General features: G+C 69.4%; 18 protein-coding genes. 14 read left to right on the top strand and 4 right to left on the bottom strand.

Features of this window, described 5'->3' with window-relative positions:
* The first annotated feature begins 293 nt into the window (after nt 1–293).
* Nucleotides 294–1,781, top strand: a complete 1,488-nt coding sequence (locus tag ACFIMZ_RS30510; RefSeq protein WP_431823168.1) for a sigma 54-interacting transcriptional regulator — start codon at nt 294–296, stop codon at nt 1,779–1,781.
* Nucleotides 1,782–1,827: 46 nt separating this feature from the next.
* On the opposite strand, the gene ACFIMZ_RS30505 is transcribed toward ACFIMZ_RS30510, so the two are convergent.
* The 4 genes from ACFIMZ_RS30505 to ACFIMZ_RS30490 form a co-directional block, all read right to left on the bottom strand.
* Complete coding sequence (locus ACFIMZ_RS30505; RefSeq protein WP_431823167.1) at nt 1,828–2,226, bottom strand: GtrA family protein; 399 nt, start codon at nt 2,224–2,226, stop codon at nt 1,828–1,830.
* Between the two features lie 8 nt (nt 2,227–2,234).
* Nucleotides 2,235–3,299, bottom strand: coding sequence for a glycosyltransferase family 2 protein (locus ACFIMZ_RS30500; protein WP_431823166.1), 1,065 nt, complete (start codon nt 3,297–3,299; stop codon nt 2,235–2,237).
* A 66-nt stretch (nt 3,300–3,365) separates the two neighbouring features.
* Nucleotides 3,366–4,706 (bottom strand): glycosyltransferase family 87 protein, encoded by a 1,341-nt coding sequence (locus ACFIMZ_RS30495; protein ID WP_431823165.1) that lies wholly within the window; start codon nt 4,704–4,706, stop codon nt 3,366–3,368.
* On the bottom strand, nt 4,706–5,944 hold the full coding sequence (locus tag ACFIMZ_RS30490; RefSeq protein WP_431823164.1) for a glycosyltransferase family 87 protein: 1,239 nt from the start codon (nt 5,942–5,944) through the stop codon (nt 4,706–4,708). The genes ACFIMZ_RS30495 and ACFIMZ_RS30490 overlap by 1 nt, the downstream gene beginning before the upstream one ends.
* A gap of 734 nt (nt 5,945–6,678) precedes the next feature.
* Here ACFIMZ_RS30490 and ACFIMZ_RS30485 point away from each other — a divergent pair.
* From ACFIMZ_RS30485 to ACFIMZ_RS30425, 13 genes are all read left to right on the top strand, one after another.
* A complete protein-coding gene (locus tag ACFIMZ_RS30485) occupies nt 6,679–6,912 on the top strand; it encodes a hypothetical protein (RefSeq protein ID WP_431823163.1) in 234 nt (77 codons plus the stop codon).
* 84 nt (nt 6,913–6,996) lie between these two features.
* Complete coding sequence (locus tag ACFIMZ_RS30480; protein WP_084908141.1) at nt 6,997–7,167, top strand: Flp family type IVb pilin; 171 nt, start codon at nt 6,997–6,999, stop codon at nt 7,165–7,167.
* A gap of 89 nt (nt 7,168–7,256) precedes the next feature.
* Nucleotides 7,257–7,469, top strand: a complete 213-nt coding sequence (locus ACFIMZ_RS30475) for a Flp family type IVb pilin (protein ID WP_431823162.1) — start codon at nt 7,257–7,259, stop codon at nt 7,467–7,469.
* Between the two features lie 111 nt (nt 7,470–7,580).
* Nucleotides 7,581–7,763, top strand: a complete 183-nt coding sequence (locus ACFIMZ_RS30470) for a Flp family type IVb pilin (RefSeq protein ID WP_431823161.1) — start codon at nt 7,581–7,583, stop codon at nt 7,761–7,763.
* 31 nt (nt 7,764–7,794) lie between these two features.
* Nucleotides 7,795–8,334, top strand: a complete 540-nt coding sequence (locus ACFIMZ_RS30465) for an A24 family peptidase (RefSeq protein ID WP_431823160.1) — start codon at nt 7,795–7,797, stop codon at nt 8,332–8,334.
* 40 nt (nt 8,335–8,374) lie between these two features.
* Entirely contained in the window at nt 8,375–9,775 is a 1,401-nt protein-coding gene (locus ACFIMZ_RS30460) for an ATP-binding protein (RefSeq protein ID WP_431823159.1), read from the top strand.
* A gap of 35 nt (nt 9,776–9,810) precedes the next feature.
* Entirely contained in the window at nt 9,811–10,650 is an 840-nt protein-coding gene (cpaB, locus tag ACFIMZ_RS30455; protein ID WP_431823158.1) for a Flp pilus assembly protein CpaB, read from the top strand.
* Between the two features lie 101 nt (nt 10,651–10,751).
* Complete coding sequence (locus tag ACFIMZ_RS30450) at nt 10,752–12,851, top strand: type II and III secretion system protein family protein (RefSeq protein WP_431823157.1); 2,100 nt, start codon at nt 10,752–10,754, stop codon at nt 12,849–12,851.
* A gap of 20 nt (nt 12,852–12,871) precedes the next feature.
* Nucleotides 12,872–13,168 (top strand): hypothetical protein, encoded by a 297-nt coding sequence (locus tag ACFIMZ_RS30445; RefSeq protein ID WP_431823156.1) that lies wholly within the window; start codon nt 12,872–12,874, stop codon nt 13,166–13,168.
* 24 nt (nt 13,169–13,192) lie between these two features.
* Nucleotides 13,193–14,476 carry a pilus assembly protein TadG-related protein gene (locus tag ACFIMZ_RS30440; RefSeq protein ID WP_431823155.1) on the top strand — a complete coding sequence of 428 codons (1,284 nt, stop codon included), beginning with the start codon at nt 13,193–13,195 and terminating at the stop codon, nt 14,474–14,476.
* A 41-nt stretch (nt 14,477–14,517) separates the two neighbouring features.
* Nucleotides 14,518–15,021 carry a TadE/TadG family type IV pilus assembly protein gene (locus ACFIMZ_RS30435; RefSeq protein WP_431825403.1) on the top strand — a complete coding sequence of 168 codons (504 nt, stop codon included), beginning with the start codon at nt 14,518–14,520 and terminating at the stop codon, nt 15,019–15,021.
* Entirely contained in the window at nt 15,018–15,479 is a 462-nt protein-coding gene (locus ACFIMZ_RS30430; RefSeq protein ID WP_431823154.1) for a TadE/TadG family type IV pilus assembly protein, read from the top strand. Before ACFIMZ_RS30435 ends, ACFIMZ_RS30430 begins: the two co-directional genes overlap by 4 nt.
* A 16-nt stretch (nt 15,480–15,495) precedes the next feature.
* Entirely contained in the window at nt 15,496–16,704 is a 1,209-nt protein-coding gene (locus ACFIMZ_RS30425) for an AAA family ATPase (protein WP_431823153.1), read from the top strand.
* Nucleotides 16,705–16,713 lie beyond the last annotated feature (9 nt).

Genomic DNA, 16,713 nt, shown 5'->3' with positions numbered 1-16,713 from the left:
GCCGGCTGCGCGGCCCTGCGCCCCCGCACGCGATCCTGATCCACACGCCGAGCCCGCCTTCGCACGACGCCAGCCCGTTTCGCGGCGGCCGTGCCACCGGGATTACACCCATCTAGCCGCAACGCGCCGACGCCGATATACCGCTTAAGGCAGGCTTCGAACCGACGCAATTATTGCACCGGGGTATTTTATTCAGATGGAAATACGGCGAATATGTCGGTTCGATCGTCTGGTTTGTCGCGCGCCACGGTGGCGAGCCGAAGCGCGATGCCAACGCAGAGCGGGGAACAACGATGGTGTCAAAGTCACCCGATGCAACCAGGGGGGCGGCGTCCGCTGCATCCGACGCGTCGCCGGTATCCATCACCGCGCCCGAGGCCGGGCGCAAGCTGTTCGTGATTGCGAAGTCGCCTGACGAGCCGCTGCTCGCGCAGCTGCGCGCGCTCGGCTGGGAGATCGCGGTCGCGAAGTCGGCCGGCGCCGCGCAGAACATGACGTCCAGCGCGGGCGTCGCGGCGGGCCTGATCGATTTCACCGGCTTCACGTCGCGCGACTTCCCCGCGCTGAAGGCGTGCCTGAGCCTGCCGGCGATCGGCTGGATCTCGGTGGCGCAGGCCGGCGTGACGATCAGCCAGGCGGTGCGCGAGCTGATCCGCAGCTATTGTTTCGATTATGTGACGCTGCCGCTGCCGTACGAATGGATCTCGCACGTGCTCGGCCATGCGCGCGGCATGGCGGCGCTCGATCGCGTCGACGGCGCGGCCTATGCGGCGTCGATCGGCGAACACGGGATGATCGGCAACTGCGAGGCGATGCAGCAGCTGTTCAGCACGATCCGCAAGGTCGCGAAGACCGACGCGAGCGTGTTCATCTCCGGCGAATCCGGCACCGGCAAGGAACTCACCGCGCTCGCGATCCACGAGCGTTCCGCGCGCGCGAAGGGGCCGTTCGTCGCGATCAACTGCGGCGCGATTCCGCACCACCTGCTGCAATCGGAGCTGTTCGGCTACGAACGCGGCGCGTTTACCGGCGCGAGCCAGCGGCGCGCCGGGCGGATCGAGTCGGCCGACGGCGGCACGCTGTTCCTCGACGAGATCGGCGACATGCCGGTCGAGAGCCAGGCGAGCATGCTGCGCTTCCTGCAGGAGGGCAAGATCGAACGGCTCGGCGGCCAGGAATCGATTCCGGTCAACGTGCGGATCGTGTCGGCGACACACGTGGATCTCGACGGCGCGGTCGAGTCCGGGCGGTTCCGCGCGGACCTCTATCACCGGCTGTGCGTGCTGCGCATCCACGAGCCGCCGCTGCGCGCGCGCGGCAAGGACATCGACATCCTCGCGCATTACGTGCTGCAGAAATACAAGGCGGACAGCGGCCGCAAGATCAGCGGCTTCACGTCGGCCGCGCTCGACGCAATGCGGCGCTACGAGTGGCCGGGCAACGTGCGCGAGCTGATCAACCGCGTGCGGCGCGGCATCGTGATGGCCGAGAGCCGGCTGCTGACGCCGCACGACCTCGGGCTCGAGGCCCCGGGCGAAGCCGAGCCCGTGACGCTCGAACAGGCGCGCGCGCTGGCGGAGCGCACCGCGATCGAGAATGCGCTGCTGCGCAACGATCACCGGATCAACAAGGCGGCCGCCGAACTCGGCATTTCGCGCGTGACGCTCTACCGGATGATGATCGAGCACGGGCTGGGCGATCACGACAACGGCGACGGCGGCAAGGGCGGCGCGCCGACGGAGCCGCCGTCAGGCGACGAGAGCCACCGCCGGGTCGGTTGAACGGCGCTGGTGGCGGCCACGCCGGGCGACGGGCATCGGGCCGCGCCTAGCGATAGGTCCACAGCCGGTGCAGCACGAACGTGACCGGCGGCACGAACAGCACGACCGCGACGATGCTCCAGCCGGCGGCGAGGCCGAGCGCCTCGGTGCCGCGCGCGAGCAGCATCGTCTCGACCAGCCCGGACACCGCGACCGCGAGGAAGCGCACGAGGTTGCTCCATTGCACGGTCGACGAGAAACTCCACAGCGTGTTGGCGAGATACGAGAACACGGTCGCGCAGACGAACGCGACCGCGTTCGCGGTCACGGGCGTCGCATCGACCAGCGCGAACATCGCCGACGCGACGAGCGCGTGGATCGCGGTCGAGCAGAGGCCGGACAGGCCGAAGCGGACGAGCCGCCCGCGTTCGGCGGCGTAGAGGGCGCGAATCACCTGGAGCTCCATGACAGTGTTCAATGCGCGGCGACGCGATGACGCGTCAGCACGCGGCGGCGCGCAAGGTCGGCGCGCGCGGCGGCCGCCGCCTGGCGCAGCGAATCGCGCGACACGGGCAGCGCCGTCACCTTGCTGCGCGTCTGGTAGCGGCGGCGCACGAGATAGACGGGCCGTTCCTTCGATTCGTAGTATATGCGTCCGATATATTCGCCGACGACGCCGATCCCGATCAGCTCGATGCCGCTGATGAACAGCATCGCCGAGATCAGCGACGCATAGCCGGGCACCGGATTGCCGAACATGAGCGTGCGCGCGACGATGAACGAGCCGTACACGAATGCGAGCGCGGCGATGCCGAGCCCGATGTAGGTCCAGCTGCGCAGCGGCACCGTGCTGAAGCTCGTGATGCCTTCGAGCGCGAAATTCCACAGCTTCCAGCCTGAGAATTTCGACTTGCCGGCGCTGCGCGCCTCGCGCTCGTAGTCGACGATCACGGTGCGAAAGCCCACCCACGCGAACAGGCCCTTCATGAAGCGGCGCCGTTCCGGCAGGCTGCGCAGCGCATTGACGACCTGGCGGTCCATCAGCCGGAAATCGCCGACGTTTTCCGGCAGCTTCACTTCCGACAGCGCGTTGTGCACGCGGTAGTAGAGGGCGGCGGCGGTGCGCTTCGCGAACGAATCGCACGCGCGGTTGGTGCGCCGCGCGGCGACGACTTCCGCGCCGTTGCGCCAGTGCTCGATCATCACCGGGATCAGGCTTGGCGGGTCCTGCAGGTCCGCGTCGATCGGGATCACCGCGTCGCCGACCGCTTCGTCGAGGCCCGCCGTGAGCGCCGCTTCCTTGCCGAAATTGCGCGTCAGGTCGATCACGCGCACGCGGCGGTCCTTCGCGCCGATCGCGATCAGTCGGTCGAGCGTGTCGTCGCGGCTGCCGTCGTTGACGCACACGATCTCGAAGCGGATCCCGTCGATTCCGGCCATCAGCGGAATCACGACGTCGAAGAAGTGCCCGACGGCCTCGCCTTCGTTGTAGAACGGCACGACCAACGAGACGAGTGGTGTATGAGATTGAGCCCGCATGACGTTTCCCCCTGTGAATGCCGCTTCAGTGCCGGCTGCCGTACGGCAGTGCCTGGCGCGGTCGAATCAATGAAGCCGCGGCGCCGCGTGGCGCGGCCGCACGGCGTGCGTGAAACCGGTGTCGGTCGCGCTGTCGTGCGCGTCCGGCATGCACGGCGCGTCGTGGCGTTCGTGCGCGATGCGCGCGACGAGCAGCAGCAGCGACACGGCCGTGACGAGCGGCATGAACTGCACGTGCAGATGCGCGATGGCGAGGCTCGCCAGCGGCGCCGCCCACAGCAGCGCGAGCCATTCGCGATCGAGGCGCCGCCAGCCGAACGCGAACGCGTGACGCGCGTACCACGCGATCACGATGCCGTACCACGCGAGATCGCAGTCGATCAGCGACGGGCCGGCCAGCAGGCTCGCGCAGACGAGCGTCGCGGCGCGCAGCGCATAGGTGCAGCTGCCGCGCCACGCGTAGACGACGGCCGCCGCCGCGCCCACGATCGACAGCGCCTGCAGCGTCTGCGCGACGAGCGGCGGCCAGCCGGCCAGCGCCGCTATCGCCTGCGCGGTCGGCATGCGCGCGAGCAGCGTGGGGGCGGCGCCGGCCGCCCGGCGCGCGTCGTCGATCGCCTGCGCGAACGCGAGCCACGCGTCCGGGCCGAACGCGAGCGTCGCGAGCGCGGCGATGCCGGCGACGGTCGCGGCCCACGCGGCGAGCGCGCGCCATTGCGCGGCGCACAGCAGCGCGAGCGGGAACAGCGTGGCGAGCTGCGGCTTCATGCTCAGCAGACCGAAGCAGATGCCGGCGGCGAACGGGCGCCGCTGCAGCAGCAACAGCCCGAAGCCGGCGAGCGATGCGGTGATGAGCGCGTCCTGCCCGGCGAGGGTCGCGAGGAACGCGCCGGGAAATGCCCACGCGCACAGCGCGGCGGAGCGGCGCTGCACGATCAGGCGGCTCGCGGCGACGAACAGCGCATACCCGCCGCCGAGCCACAGGGCCGCCGCGAGCGCGTGGGGCAGCCAGCCGAGCGGCATCGCCATCCACAGCGTGCCGGGCGGGTAGAGCCATGGCATCGCGGCCGACGCGCCGTGCAGCGACGGAATCGCCTGCGCCTCGACCGCGCGCAGCGCCGCGCTGTGCCATGCGTCGAGCGCGCGCCCGTGCGCGGCGAGCCACGCGGCGCTCCAGGCCGGCGCGAAATCGGACGCGGGCGGCGTCAGCGCGTCGCCGTGCGGGCCCAGCAGGCGCACGACGTAGATCCCGGCGAACAGCAGGTAGCAGCACAGCGCGACGCACGCATACGCGCGCACGCGGCGCAGCGTGAGCCAGTGGGGCCGGCGGCGCGGGCCGGCCGCCGGCAGTTCGGGATGCGCGTCGAACGCGGGCAGCGCGTCGCGGCCGGAGTGATGGAGCTGCATCACGCGGCTCCCGGCGCGAGCGACGCGCGGCGCAACACGACGAACAGCAGGCTCAGCAGCACGACCGGGCCGAATTGCGGCAGCAGAAGCAGGCGGTTGACGAACTCGAACGCGGGCAGCAGCCATGCGAGCACGACCACGGGCTGGTCGCCGGGCAGCCAGCCTTCGTCGAGGCCGTACGCGACGACGCAGAACACCGCGATGCCGAGCCAGGGCAGCTCGTAATGCCACAGGTACGGCGACATCAGCAGCGCGGCGCTCGCGAGCGCCGCGCCGCGCAGGCGCATGTCGCGCGTGCGGCGCCACACGGCAACGGCGGCCGTCGCGGCGACCAGCGCGATCGCGGCCTGCGTCGCGTAGGCGACCGGCAGCGACGCGCCAGCAAGCCGCAGCGCCGCGAACGGCGACGGCGACACCAGCCAGTACCCCGCGCCGTACTCGACGATCATCTCGCGCGCCATCGACATGCCGTTCGCGAAGCCGCGCAGCGCGACGCCGCCGCCGAGCGCGACGCTGGCCGCGGCGAACAGCGCGGTGCCGGCCGCGGCGGCGGCGAATGCCCGCCACGCGCCCGTCGCGATCAGCACGAGCGGAAACAGCACGGCCAGCTGCGGCTTGATCGCGAGCAGGCTGACGAGCAGGCCGGCTACGACCGGCCGCCGCTCGAGATGGCGCAGCGCGAGCGCCGCGATGCCGGCGGTGAGCAGGCCGTTCTGGCCGCTCGCGATCGCGATGAACACGCCGGGGAACGCCAGCAGCACGAGCGTGAAGGCGCGCGGTTGCGCCAGGTGCGCGCGCAGCCCGGACAGGCCGGCGACACCTCGCGCATAGCATAGAAAGCTGCCCGCGAAAAAGAGCACGAATGCGGGCAGAAACGGCACGAAAGCGAGCGGCACGACGAACAGCAGCATCGTCGGCGGATACAGCCACGGTAGGAAGCCGTGATGCAGGTACGCGCCGAACCGCAGCTGTTCGGCTTGCGTGAAGAGCCTGAAGTCGTAGATCGTGCCGACCTGTCCGCGCAGGATCAGGTCGGAGGCCGTCCAGAACACCGTGAAGTCGACGCCCGGGCGCACCGATGTGTCGGCGCTGAAGCCGCGCGTCGTCCATGCCCATGCGCCGAGCGTGAGCGCGATGAGCAGCAGCATCGCGCAGCTGTACGGCACGATCCGGTCGGCCGTCAGCCACTGAGTGCTGCGCAGCGCGCGCCAGCGCGCTCCCCGATTTGCTACGAACATGATGCCCCGCCTGCAGGTGGGGGCTGCGTCGCCGATGCAGCCCGTTGGTATCGTGTGCTATCGCACGGACGTCGAAGCGTGTTCGCTTTCTGCCAGCGTCCGGCCATTCCATTGATAGAAAAAAACGTCCTGCGATGCAAATCGCCCCGGGTTTAACCGTGCGTTTAAAAAAGCGGAATCCGGGGAAAACGGGCCGGCGGCGGGTTCGGAGCGGGGAAAATCGGGCCTCGGTGTTGCGGACCTGAAACATTTCGCGTGGCCGGCCGATGCAAACCTGCACGCGGGCCGTCATGCGCGCGGGGCCGGTGCGATCCGGGAAAATCCCGAGAAAATTTTTTGAGCCTTGCCCGGCGGGGCTCTGCGCCGGTTGCGCGGCCGCGTGCGGCGGCACGGATGTATCAGAAGCGTAACTTCCAGCCGGCCGGGCCCCCCTTGTTCGCCCGCCCCCCGACCCGAACCCCTTGTGGCGGCTGGATCCGGCGCCGGCTGGCCCGCTCTTTGCGAGAGGTGACTCGCGGAAGTCGACGACGTGACGTCCGGCCGATCCAGACATCGACTACACCAGGATCGACGCCGGCGCCGCCCACGGGGTTGGAGTCCGGAGCCAGGCAGAACAGCGCCGCATCCGGTCTCACTGGGCAGTCGCCGTCTGGCCAGCGGGGCACCGGCATCGTCCGGTCGCCAGAACAAAGCGCAAGACCGAAGTCGGGGGTATCAAAATGATTGAGCAAGCCATGCCGCGGCTCGCGAGCCGCCAACGCAGCGCAACGGCACAACGCCGGGCGACTGCGCTCCATTCGTCCGGCCGGCGTGCGTCGACCGGCCTCCAGTCCGCTTCGGGCGGCAAGCGCATCCGGCAGATCGCCACGCATGCGCACCCGAACCGCGTTTCCTCATTTGTCGACTCGGCCCGCAAGGGCATGTGCGCACGTGCGCCCGTGCCGATGCGGCCGATCTTCACGTTCTGATTTTTTGCAGCGCCAGCAGCAGGCAGGTCCCCCGAGTCAATGGTGGCAAGGGGTTTTGTTTCGCTATCCGAAGGGAGAGAAATCATGTCCAAGTTCGTTCAACAAGTTCAGAAGTTCGTCCGTGACGAAGACGGCGTGACCGCCATCGAGTACGGCCTGATCGCTGCATTGATCGCCGTCGTCATCATCGGCGCGGTGCGGATCGTCGGCCAGGATCTCAATGGCGTCTTTACGACGATCGGCAACGAACTGTGAACCCGCCGACGGGCGAGTTCACGGTTGATTCGCCCGTCATTCCTTCTATCCAACTGGCGATGTCTTCGGTACGCGATGAGGAGCATGTCATGAAGCAGACAGTCCTTGTGCAGCACTCCAGCGGGTTGCGTCAGCTGCTGGCCCGTGTCTGCCGCTCGAATTTCCTTCGGGACGACGGCGGCGTCACGGCGATCGAGTACGGCCTGATCGCCGCGTTGATCGCGGTGGTGATCATCGGCGCCGTGCAGCTCGTCGGCCAGGACCTGAACGGAGTGTTCACGACCATCGGCAACGAACTGTAGCGCACATGACATGGCGCGCGGTCTGGCGTCCGGGCTGGCCAGCCCGGACGTGTATCGGCAGACACGCGGCACATGTGCGACGGTCCGAAGACTGACCAAACGGAGATCGCCATGCAAACCGGAATCAAGGCGGTATCGAGATGGATCGAAGACGAAGGCGGGGTCACGGCGATCGAGTACGCGCTGCTGGCGTCGCTGATCGCGATGGCCATCGTCGTCGCCGTGATGACGCTCGGCACGTCGCTCGGCGGTCTGTACCAGGACGTTGCGGCACGCATCACGGCCGCGACCTGAATCATCCCACCCACGCACGAAGAGGCCAGCCATGTTGCCTGTCATGCCGCCCCATCCGATTCCGCTGTGCGTCACGACGCTCGTGATCGTCGCGGCGAGCACGGACCTGACGAGCCGTCGCATTCCGAACCGCCTGCTCGCGGTCGGGCTCGGCGGCGCGCTGACCGCGCAATGCGTGCTGCTCGGGCCGTGGGCCGGTGCGCTCGCATGGCTCGCCGGCGCCGCGACCGGGCTCGCGCTGCTGCTGCCGCTGTACCTGTTGCACGGGATGGCGGCCGGCGACGTGAAGCTGATGCTGACCATCGGCGCCTGGGTCGGCCCCGCGCTCGCGGTCTGGATCGTGCTCGCGACCTTCGTCGCGGGCGGCGTCGGCGCGCTGGCGGTGGTGCTGTGGCGAGGCCGCGCGCGGCAGCTGTTCGCGAACGTCCGCTACCTGCTCGCGCGCAGCGCGCTCAGGCAGCAGGGCCTGGGGGCCGACATGCCGGCGCAGGTCGCGTCGGTGGGGGCGTTGCCGTACGGCGTCGCAATCGCCGCGGGCACGCTGGGGATGTTGTTCGCGGCCGCCGTGTAAGCGGGCCGCCTGCGCAATCGATGCTGACAACGGAGCGATCATGAACGCAGACCACAACGAGCCGAGACGCGACGCGCAGATCGCTCATCTGCCCGATCCGGCGCCGTCGCGCGAGTCGCACACGAAATTCCAGCCGCGCATGCCGCGCGCGCCGCGCACGCTCGCGGATACCGGGCTCAAGGACACGTTCGTAGCAGGCCTGGTGCTCAAGTCGACGCTGATGCACGGACGCTCGGAGTACGCGGACCTGATCGACCGGCACTGCCTGCCGATCTCGGTGCTCGACGACGTGCTCGCGTTCCTCGTGCGCGAGCATCTCGTCGAGATCACGCACCGCGGCACGACCGATCTCGACGTGTCGTTCCGCCTCACCGACGCCGGCCGCGTGCTCGCGATCGAGGAGAAGGCGCGCAGCAACTACGCGGGCCCCGCGCCGGTCACGCTCGACGCGTATCTCGAGATGATCGAAGTCCATTCGGTCCGCAAGCTGCGCATCGAGCGCGCCGACCTGATGGCCGCGTTCGAAGGTGTCGTGTACGACCGCTCGCTCCTCCATGCCGCCGCCGCGTCGCTGAACGCGGGCCGGCCGCTGCTGATCCATGGCCCCGCGGGCAGCGGCAAGACCTTCCTCGCCGAGCGCCTCGGCACGCTGATGCGCGGCGACGTGCCGGTGCCGTACGCGATCTACGCGGGCGGCGAAATCATCCAGATCTACGATCCGCTGGTGCACGTCGACGCGGCGCAGCAGCCGGACGGGCTGTCGGTCGACCGCCGCTGGCGGCTGTGCGAGCGCCCGATGGTGCTGTCGGGCGGCGAGCTGACGCTCGACGAGCTAGACCTGCGCCACGACGTGACGTCCGGCTGCTACCAGGCGCCGCCGCACATGAAGGCCAACATGGGCATGTACATCGTCGACGACCTCGGCCGCCAGCGCGTCGAGCCGCGCGACCTGCTCAACCGGTGGCTCCGGCCGCTCGATCGCGGCGTCGACCTGCTGACGCTCGGCTCGGGCAACCGCTTCGTCGTGCCGTTCGACGTGTGGCCGGTGTTCTCGAGCAACATCGCGCCGTCGCAGTTCGGCGACGACGCATTCCTGCGCCGCCTCGGCTCGAAGCTCTACGTCGGGCCGATGGAGATCGAGGACTACCACGCGGTGTTCGACGCGATGTGCCGCTCGCTCGGCCTCGTGCCGGCCAACGACGCGTTCGACTACCTCGCGCACAAGCTGCACCTGCCGACCGGCAAGGCGTTCCTCGCCTGCTTCCCGGGCGACCTGCTGCGTCTCGTCGCCGCGTCGGCGCGCTATCGCGGCGACCCGATGGAAGTCACGCCGGAGGGGCTGCATGAGGCATGGGCCGGCTACTTCGGCTCCGCGCCCGAGCGGGACAGCCCGCATCCGCCGGTGGGCGAGCGGATGGGCCGCACGCTGATTTCCGGTTGAGCCGTTTCATTCACGATCTGTCGAGGAGCACTGCCATGAAAAACACTCGCGCAATCACGATGCTGATCATCGCCATGGTGGCCGGTCTCGCCGCCGTCGCGTTCGCATCCCGGTGGCTCGTTCAAACGTCCACCAGCGCCGTGACGCAAGTCGCCGTCGCGGCCACCGACCTCAACCTGGGCGAGCCGATCGGGCCGGCCCAGGTCCGCACCGTCAGCTGGCCGACGGGCAGCGTGCCCCCGGGCACGTTCGCCGACACCAAGTCGCTCGAAGGGCGCGTCGTGCGCACGAGCCTCGCGCGTGGCGAGCCCGTGCTCGAGGCGAAGCTCGCGCCGATCGGCACGAAGGGCGGGCTGTCCGCCGTGATCGGCGCGGGCAACCGCGCGATCACGGTGCGGGTCAACGACGTCGTCGGCGTCGCGGGCTTCGCGCTGCCGGGCAACTACGTCGACGTGATCGTCAACACCCAGGAGCCGGGCAAGACCGACAACCAGCAGAGCATCTCGAAGATCGTGCTCGAGCACATCCTGGTGCTGGCGGTCGCGCAGCAGGTCAGCCGCGACGATACGCAGCCGAAGGTCGTCAACGCGGTGACGCTCGAAGTGTCGCCCGAACAGGCGGAGAAGCTCGACGTCGCGCGCAGCGTCGGCACGCTGTCGCTCGTGCTGCGCAACCAGGTCGACAAGCAGACGCTGAATACCGATGGCGCGACCAAGCTCACGCTGCTCGGCATGCCCGCGGCGCCGTCGGCTCCGCCGGCGCCCGCCCGTGCGCGGCCGGTGCGCGTGCACGTCGCGTCGCATGCGGCGCCGGCGGTGCGGCGCGACTGCATCGGCGTGCTGACCGGCGTGGCCGGCAGCCTCGAATGCTTCTGAATACATCAACAACAGGTACAGCAACCAGGCCGCTCGCCGCAAGTGGCGGCCTTTGACAATCAAGCCCGGCGCTTCGCCGGGAATTCGGGGGATCAGACGAAATGAAGATCAAACCGCAAAGCTCTGGAGCCGGACCGGCGCGCTTGCGCGCCCTGCACGGCGCGATGGTGGCGGCAATTCTGTGCGCCGGCTGGTTCAACGTCTACAGCGCGGTCGCGCAGGTCGGCGCCGAGTCGGGCGCCCTCCTCAAAAGCGGCCCCGCGAGCGCGCCGGCGGCGATGGGCAAGGGACCGATGCAGATGACGATCAGCATGACGCCGGCGCCCGCCGCGGGGGCCGCCGCTGCCGCCGCGAACGGGCCGCTGCGCGGGCCGAACTGCGTCGGCGCGGTGCGCGAATCGACGTCCGTCAGCGTGCCGCTCGGCAAGTCGATGCTCGTGCCGATGCCGGAGCCCGTGCGCAACCGCACGATCGGCAACCCGGCCGTCGCGCAGGCGACGATGGTGTCGCCGCAGACGCTCTACATCCTCGGGCTGTCGGTCGGCACGACCAACATGATCGTGCAGGGCAAGAGCGGCGCGTGCCGGATCATCGACGTGGCGGTGGGCGCCGACGCGGGCGGCCTGCAGGCCTCGCTCGGGCAGCTGATGCCGGGCGAGCGCGACATCCACGTGTCGACCGCGGCCGACACGATCGTGCTCGCGGGCAACGTGTCGAGCTCGCAGGCCGCGCAGCAGGCGGCCGCGATCGCGAAGGCCTATGCGAACGCGGGCGGCGGCGGCGCCAACGGCGACAACAAGGGCGGCACCGTGCTCAACATGCTGACCGTGACCGCGCCGCAGCAGGTGATGCTCGAGGTGAAGGTCGCCGAGGTGTCGAAGACGCTGATCAACCAGCTCGGCTCGGCGTTCAACATCCAGGGCGGCTTCGGCTCGTGGAGCGGCGCGCTGGTGAGCAACCTGCTCGCCGGCGTCGCGAGCGGCATCATGGCCAGCAAGGCGAACAACCGGCCATTCAACGTGGCGGTCGACGCGCAGAACACCGACAACCTCGTCAAGATCCTCGCGGAGCCGAACCTCGTGACGATCAGCGGCCAGGAAGCGACGTTCCTCGCGGGCGGCAAGATCTTCATCCCGGTCCCGCAGAGCAATACCGGCGGCGGCACGACGATCACGCTGCAGGAAGAGGAATTCGGCGTCGCGCTGCGGTTCCTGCCGACGGTGCTGTCGAACGGCCGCATCAGCCTGAAGGTCGCGCCGGAAGTGTCGGAGCTGTCGCAGACGGGCGTCACGCTCACCGCGACCAACGTCGCCGGCGCGTCGATCCTGCCGCTCATCACGACGCGGCGCGCATCGACGACCGTGCAGATGGCCGACGGCGAATCGTTCGCGATCGGCGGGCTGATCAAGGACAACGTGACGGGCTCGCTGAAGGCGGTGCCGGGCATCGGCGAAATCCCGGTGCTGGGGGCGCTGGCGCGCAGCACGTCGTTCCAGCAGGACCGCACCGAGCTGATCTTCATCGTCACGCCGCACCTCGTGAAGCCGCTGCAGACCGCCGACTTGCCGCTGCCGACCGACAGCTTCACCCGGACGAACGAAGCCGACGTGTTCGCGACCGGCAACATGGAAGGGCGTGGCGGGCTGCGCAAGCACGGCAGGGTGCCGGCGAGCGAGGCGGCGCCGACGCAGCAGTCGATGCCGCAGTCGCAAGCGCCGGCTCCCGCGCCGGCCCCGGCCCCGTCGCCCGCGCCGCAGTCGGACGCGCCTGACGCCTCCGCCGCGCTGCCGGCGCCGCGCGCGCCGCACGCCGATCCGGCCGCGCAGCCGGCCGCGACGGCGCTGCCGGTGACGACGCAGGACGTGCCGGCCAAGCCGATCGCAGCGTCGTCGTCGCCGGTGAAGGCCGTGCTGGCCAAGCAGTTCGCGGCGGCACCGGCACCGGTGAAGACCGAGCCGGTCAAGCCGCTCGCGGCGGCGCCGGCACCGGTGAAGGCCGAGCCGCTCAAGTCGGTCGCGGCAGCACCGGCCCCGGTGAAGGTTGAACCGGCACAGGCCGCCGCCGACGCGACGGCGGCCCGCGTCGCCCGCATCGAAGCGGCCGCGGCCCGCATCGCCGCGGCGACCCCGCCGAGCCCGGCCAATCGCCGCCCGCAACAGGTTGCCGGCGCGAACGCCGCGCCGTCGTCCACCGATCGTTGAAGACACTGAAGGGGAAGCTCATGAAATCCGCCTACCTCGTAATCGTGCGCCGCGCGGCCCTGGCCGCGCCGCTCGCCGCCGCGCTCGCGGGCTGCATGTCGTCGACGCCGGTGTGGGACGGCCGGTTCGGCGAATCGGTGCGCGCCGTGACGCAAGCGCAGGTCATCGATCCGCACGCCGCGGAGCACGCGCCGAAGCCGGCCGTGTCGGGCAGCGCCGCGGCGGCCGCGCTCGACAACTATGACAGGTCGTTCCAGACGCTCCAGCCGAAGTCGAACACGTTCGTGATCGGCATCAGCAAGTCCGGCAACGAATAACGACAGCCAATCAGGGAGAGTGCCATGTCCCGCGTCGCTCAACATCCTCGAATCACCGCTCGCGGCATCCACCGTCAGCGCGGCGCCGTCGCGGTCGTCGTCGCCCTCGCGCTGGCGGTGCTGATCGGGTTCGTCGGCCTCGCGCTGGATCTTGGCAAGCTGTACGTCACGCGCAGCGAGCTGCAGAACAGCGCCGATGCCTGTGCATTGGCGGCTGCGCGTGACCTGACGAGCGCGATCAACCTGACCATCGCGGAAGCGGACGGCATCACCGCCGGCAGCCTCAATTTCGTGTTCTTCCAGAAGCAGCAGGTGCAGCTGCAGACGGATTCGAGCGTCACGTTCAGCGATTCGCTCACCAATCCGTTCCTGACGAAGGGCGCGGTCGGCACGCCGGCGAACATCAAGTACGTGAAGTGCACGACGTCGCTGCGCAACATCGCGAACTGGTTCATGCAGGCGCTGAACGTGATCCCCGGCATCAGGATTGCGAACGCGTCGGTCGGCGCGACCGCGGTTGCGACGGTCGGCGCGGCGCAGACGGTCTGCGCGATTCCGGTGTTCATCTGCCAGCAAGGCGGCGGTTACTCGCCCGGCAACTGGATCACCGCGCTCGGCACCGCGACGTCGTGGAGCGGCGGAAACTTCGGCTGGTCCGCACTCGACGGATCGAACAGCAATTCGTCGATCACCAACGAGCTGACCGGGAACTACTGCAATCTTCCGGCGGTGGGCGCGCAGATCGGCTCGCCGGGGAACATGTCCGCGAGCGCGGATGCGTGGAACACGCGTTTCGGCATCTACGGGCATGGCTTCAAGGCCCCGACCGCCGGCACGAGCGGCAATACGCCGGACTTCACGGGATTCACGTACAACTCGTACACGGGTTTCTCGCCGACCTCGAACATCGACGCCGCGCCCGATGCCTACGCGCACTTCGTGCAGGACCGGCTCCAGAACCAGGTCTACCAGGGTGACAACCCCGTTCACATCCAGACCGGCGGCACCGCGCTGTCGCAAAGCGGCTACCAGGCGTACGGCGCAGACCGCCGCATCGCGCTCGCGCCCGAAGTGGACTGTTCGTCGCTGACCAGCGGCGGCGGCAGCCACAAGACGGACATTTTGAAGTGGGACTGCGTGTTGATGCTGGACCCGGTACAGGCCAACAGCGGCGGCGGCGCCGGCAGCATCACCGCGCACCTCGAATACCTGGGCTCGTCGAAAGCGGCGGGCAGCCCGTGCGCGACGGAAGGCGTGCCCGGCGACGCCAGCTCGGTCGGCCCGCAAGTGCCGGTACTGGTCCAGTAACGGAGACAGCCATGAGAAAAGCCCCGCTCCGCCGATCGCGCATGCGCGGTGTCGCCGCGGTCGAGTTCGCGTTCGTGATGATTCCGCTCGTGCTGCTCGCCACCGGCGTCGCCGAGTTCGGCCGCGCAGTCTACCAGTACGAGTCGCTGACCAAGGCGACGCGCACGGCCACGCGCTATCTGTCGACGTACATGCCGAGCGATCCCGCGTATCCGATCGCGGAGGCGCAGTGTCTGGTCGTCTACGGCAGCACGACCTGCGGCGCGAAGGGCGCCGAACTCGCGCCGGGGCTGGCGACGTCGATGGTGATCGTGTGCGATTCCGTGCACACGACCGGCTGCACCGACGCGTCCGACCCGCCGCAGTTCTCGAACGTGACGACCTACGACGCGAACAACGGCGCGCCGGGCGGCACGCCGTCGGGCAGCATCAACCTGGTCGAGGTCAAGATCAAGGGCTACAAGTACGTGCCGATTCCCGCGTTCCCCGGCCTGCCGCAGATCACCTTCGGCAACATCGTCACCGTGATGAGGCAAGTGTCATGAAGCCACGTACCCGTTCCCCGCTGCGCCGCCGCGCCGAACGCGGCGCGACCGTCGTCGAGTTCGCGCTGATCGCGGCGATCTTCTGCACGCTGCTGATCGGCATCTGCGAGTTCGGCCGCGTGCTGTTCTACTGGAACACCGCGAGCGAGGCGATGCGCCTCGGCGCGCGCACCGCGACCGTGTGCGACGCGGACGCGACCGTGATCAAGCAGCGCATCACGACGCTGATGCCGATGCTGCAATCCGCGAACGTGTCGCTCGCGTATTCGCCGGCGGGCTGCGATGCCGACGCGGCGACCGCGCGCAGCACCTGCACGTTCGTCACGCTGCAGGTGACGAACATCACGATCAAGACGCTGATCCCGTTCCTGAAGATCAACGTCGCCATGCCGCCCTTCACGACGACGCTCCCCCGCGAGAGCCTGATGTCGTCGACGGGCGGAACGGTCTGCAATTAACCGAGCGAGGCACAACATGATCAACATCCTCGTGGCTTCCGACGATACGGGGCGTCTGACGCAGATCGCGCGGCTTGCCGCCGACTGCGGCAACTACCGCGTGACGCGCGCGGCTGGCCGGCCTTCGCAGATCGAGCATCGCACCGACGGGCTCGACGCGTTCGACGTGCTGATGGTCGACTGCGGGTCGCTCGACGCGGCCGAGCTGGCCGCGATCGAGCGGATGTGCCGGCTGCACATGGGCCTGACCTGCATGCTCTTGAGCGCCGACGCGTCGCAGCACACGCTGCTCGACGCGATGCGCGCCGGCGTGCGCGACGTGCTGGCGTGGCCGCTCGAAGTCCATGCGCTCACCGACGCGCTGCAGCGCGCGGCCGCGCAGAGCACGCGGCGCGACAGCGGCGACACCCGGATCGTGTCGTTCATGTCGTGCAAGGGCGGCGCGGGCACGACGTTCGTCGCGAGCAACGTCGCGTACGAGATCGCCGAGACCTTCAAGCGTCGCGTGCTGCTGATCGACCTGAACCAGCAGTTCGGCGACGCGGCGTTCCTCGTCACCGACGAGACGCCGCCGTCGACGCTGCCGCAGCTCTGCACGCAGCTCGAACGCCTGGACGGCGCGTTTCTCGACGCGAGCGTCGCGCGGGTCAGCGACACCTTCCACGTGCTGGCCGGCGCGGGCGACCCCGTCAAGGCGGCAGACATGCGCGACGACGCGCTCGAGTGGATCCTCGGCGTCGCCGCGCCGCGCTACGACTTCGTGATCTTCGACGTCGGCCTGAGCCTCAATCCGGTGTCGATGGTCGCGCTCGACCGCAGCGACCAGATCGGGCTCGTGCTGCAGCCGACGATGCCGCACGTGCGCGCGGGGCGCCGGCTGCAGGAAATCCTGATGTCGCTCGGCTATCCGCTCGATCGGCTGCGCCTGATCGTGAACCGCAACGCGCGCGCGAGCGAGCGCACGCGGTCCGCGCTCGAGGAAGTGCTCGGCATGCGCGCGGCGGACGTGATTCCCGACGACCCCGTCACCGTGCTCGAATCGGTCAACCAGGGGCACCCGATTTCGCGCCTCGCGCGCAACTGCACGGTGGCCCGCGCGCTGCAGGGCTGCGCGAAGCAGCTGATCGAGGGCGAGGTGCGCGCGGGGCGCGGCGCGCAACGCACTGAACCGCTGATCGCCCGGCTGTTCGGCCGCGGCGCGACGCCGAAACTCAAGTCCATGTGAATTCATTCG

The sequence above is a fragment of the Burkholderia sp. F1 genome, assembly GCF_050813845.1.
GTDB classification, from domain to species: Bacteria; Pseudomonadota; Gammaproteobacteria; order Burkholderiales; family Burkholderiaceae; genus Burkholderia; species Burkholderia ubonensis.
This window is presented reverse-complemented; position numbering and strand designations above follow the sequence as displayed.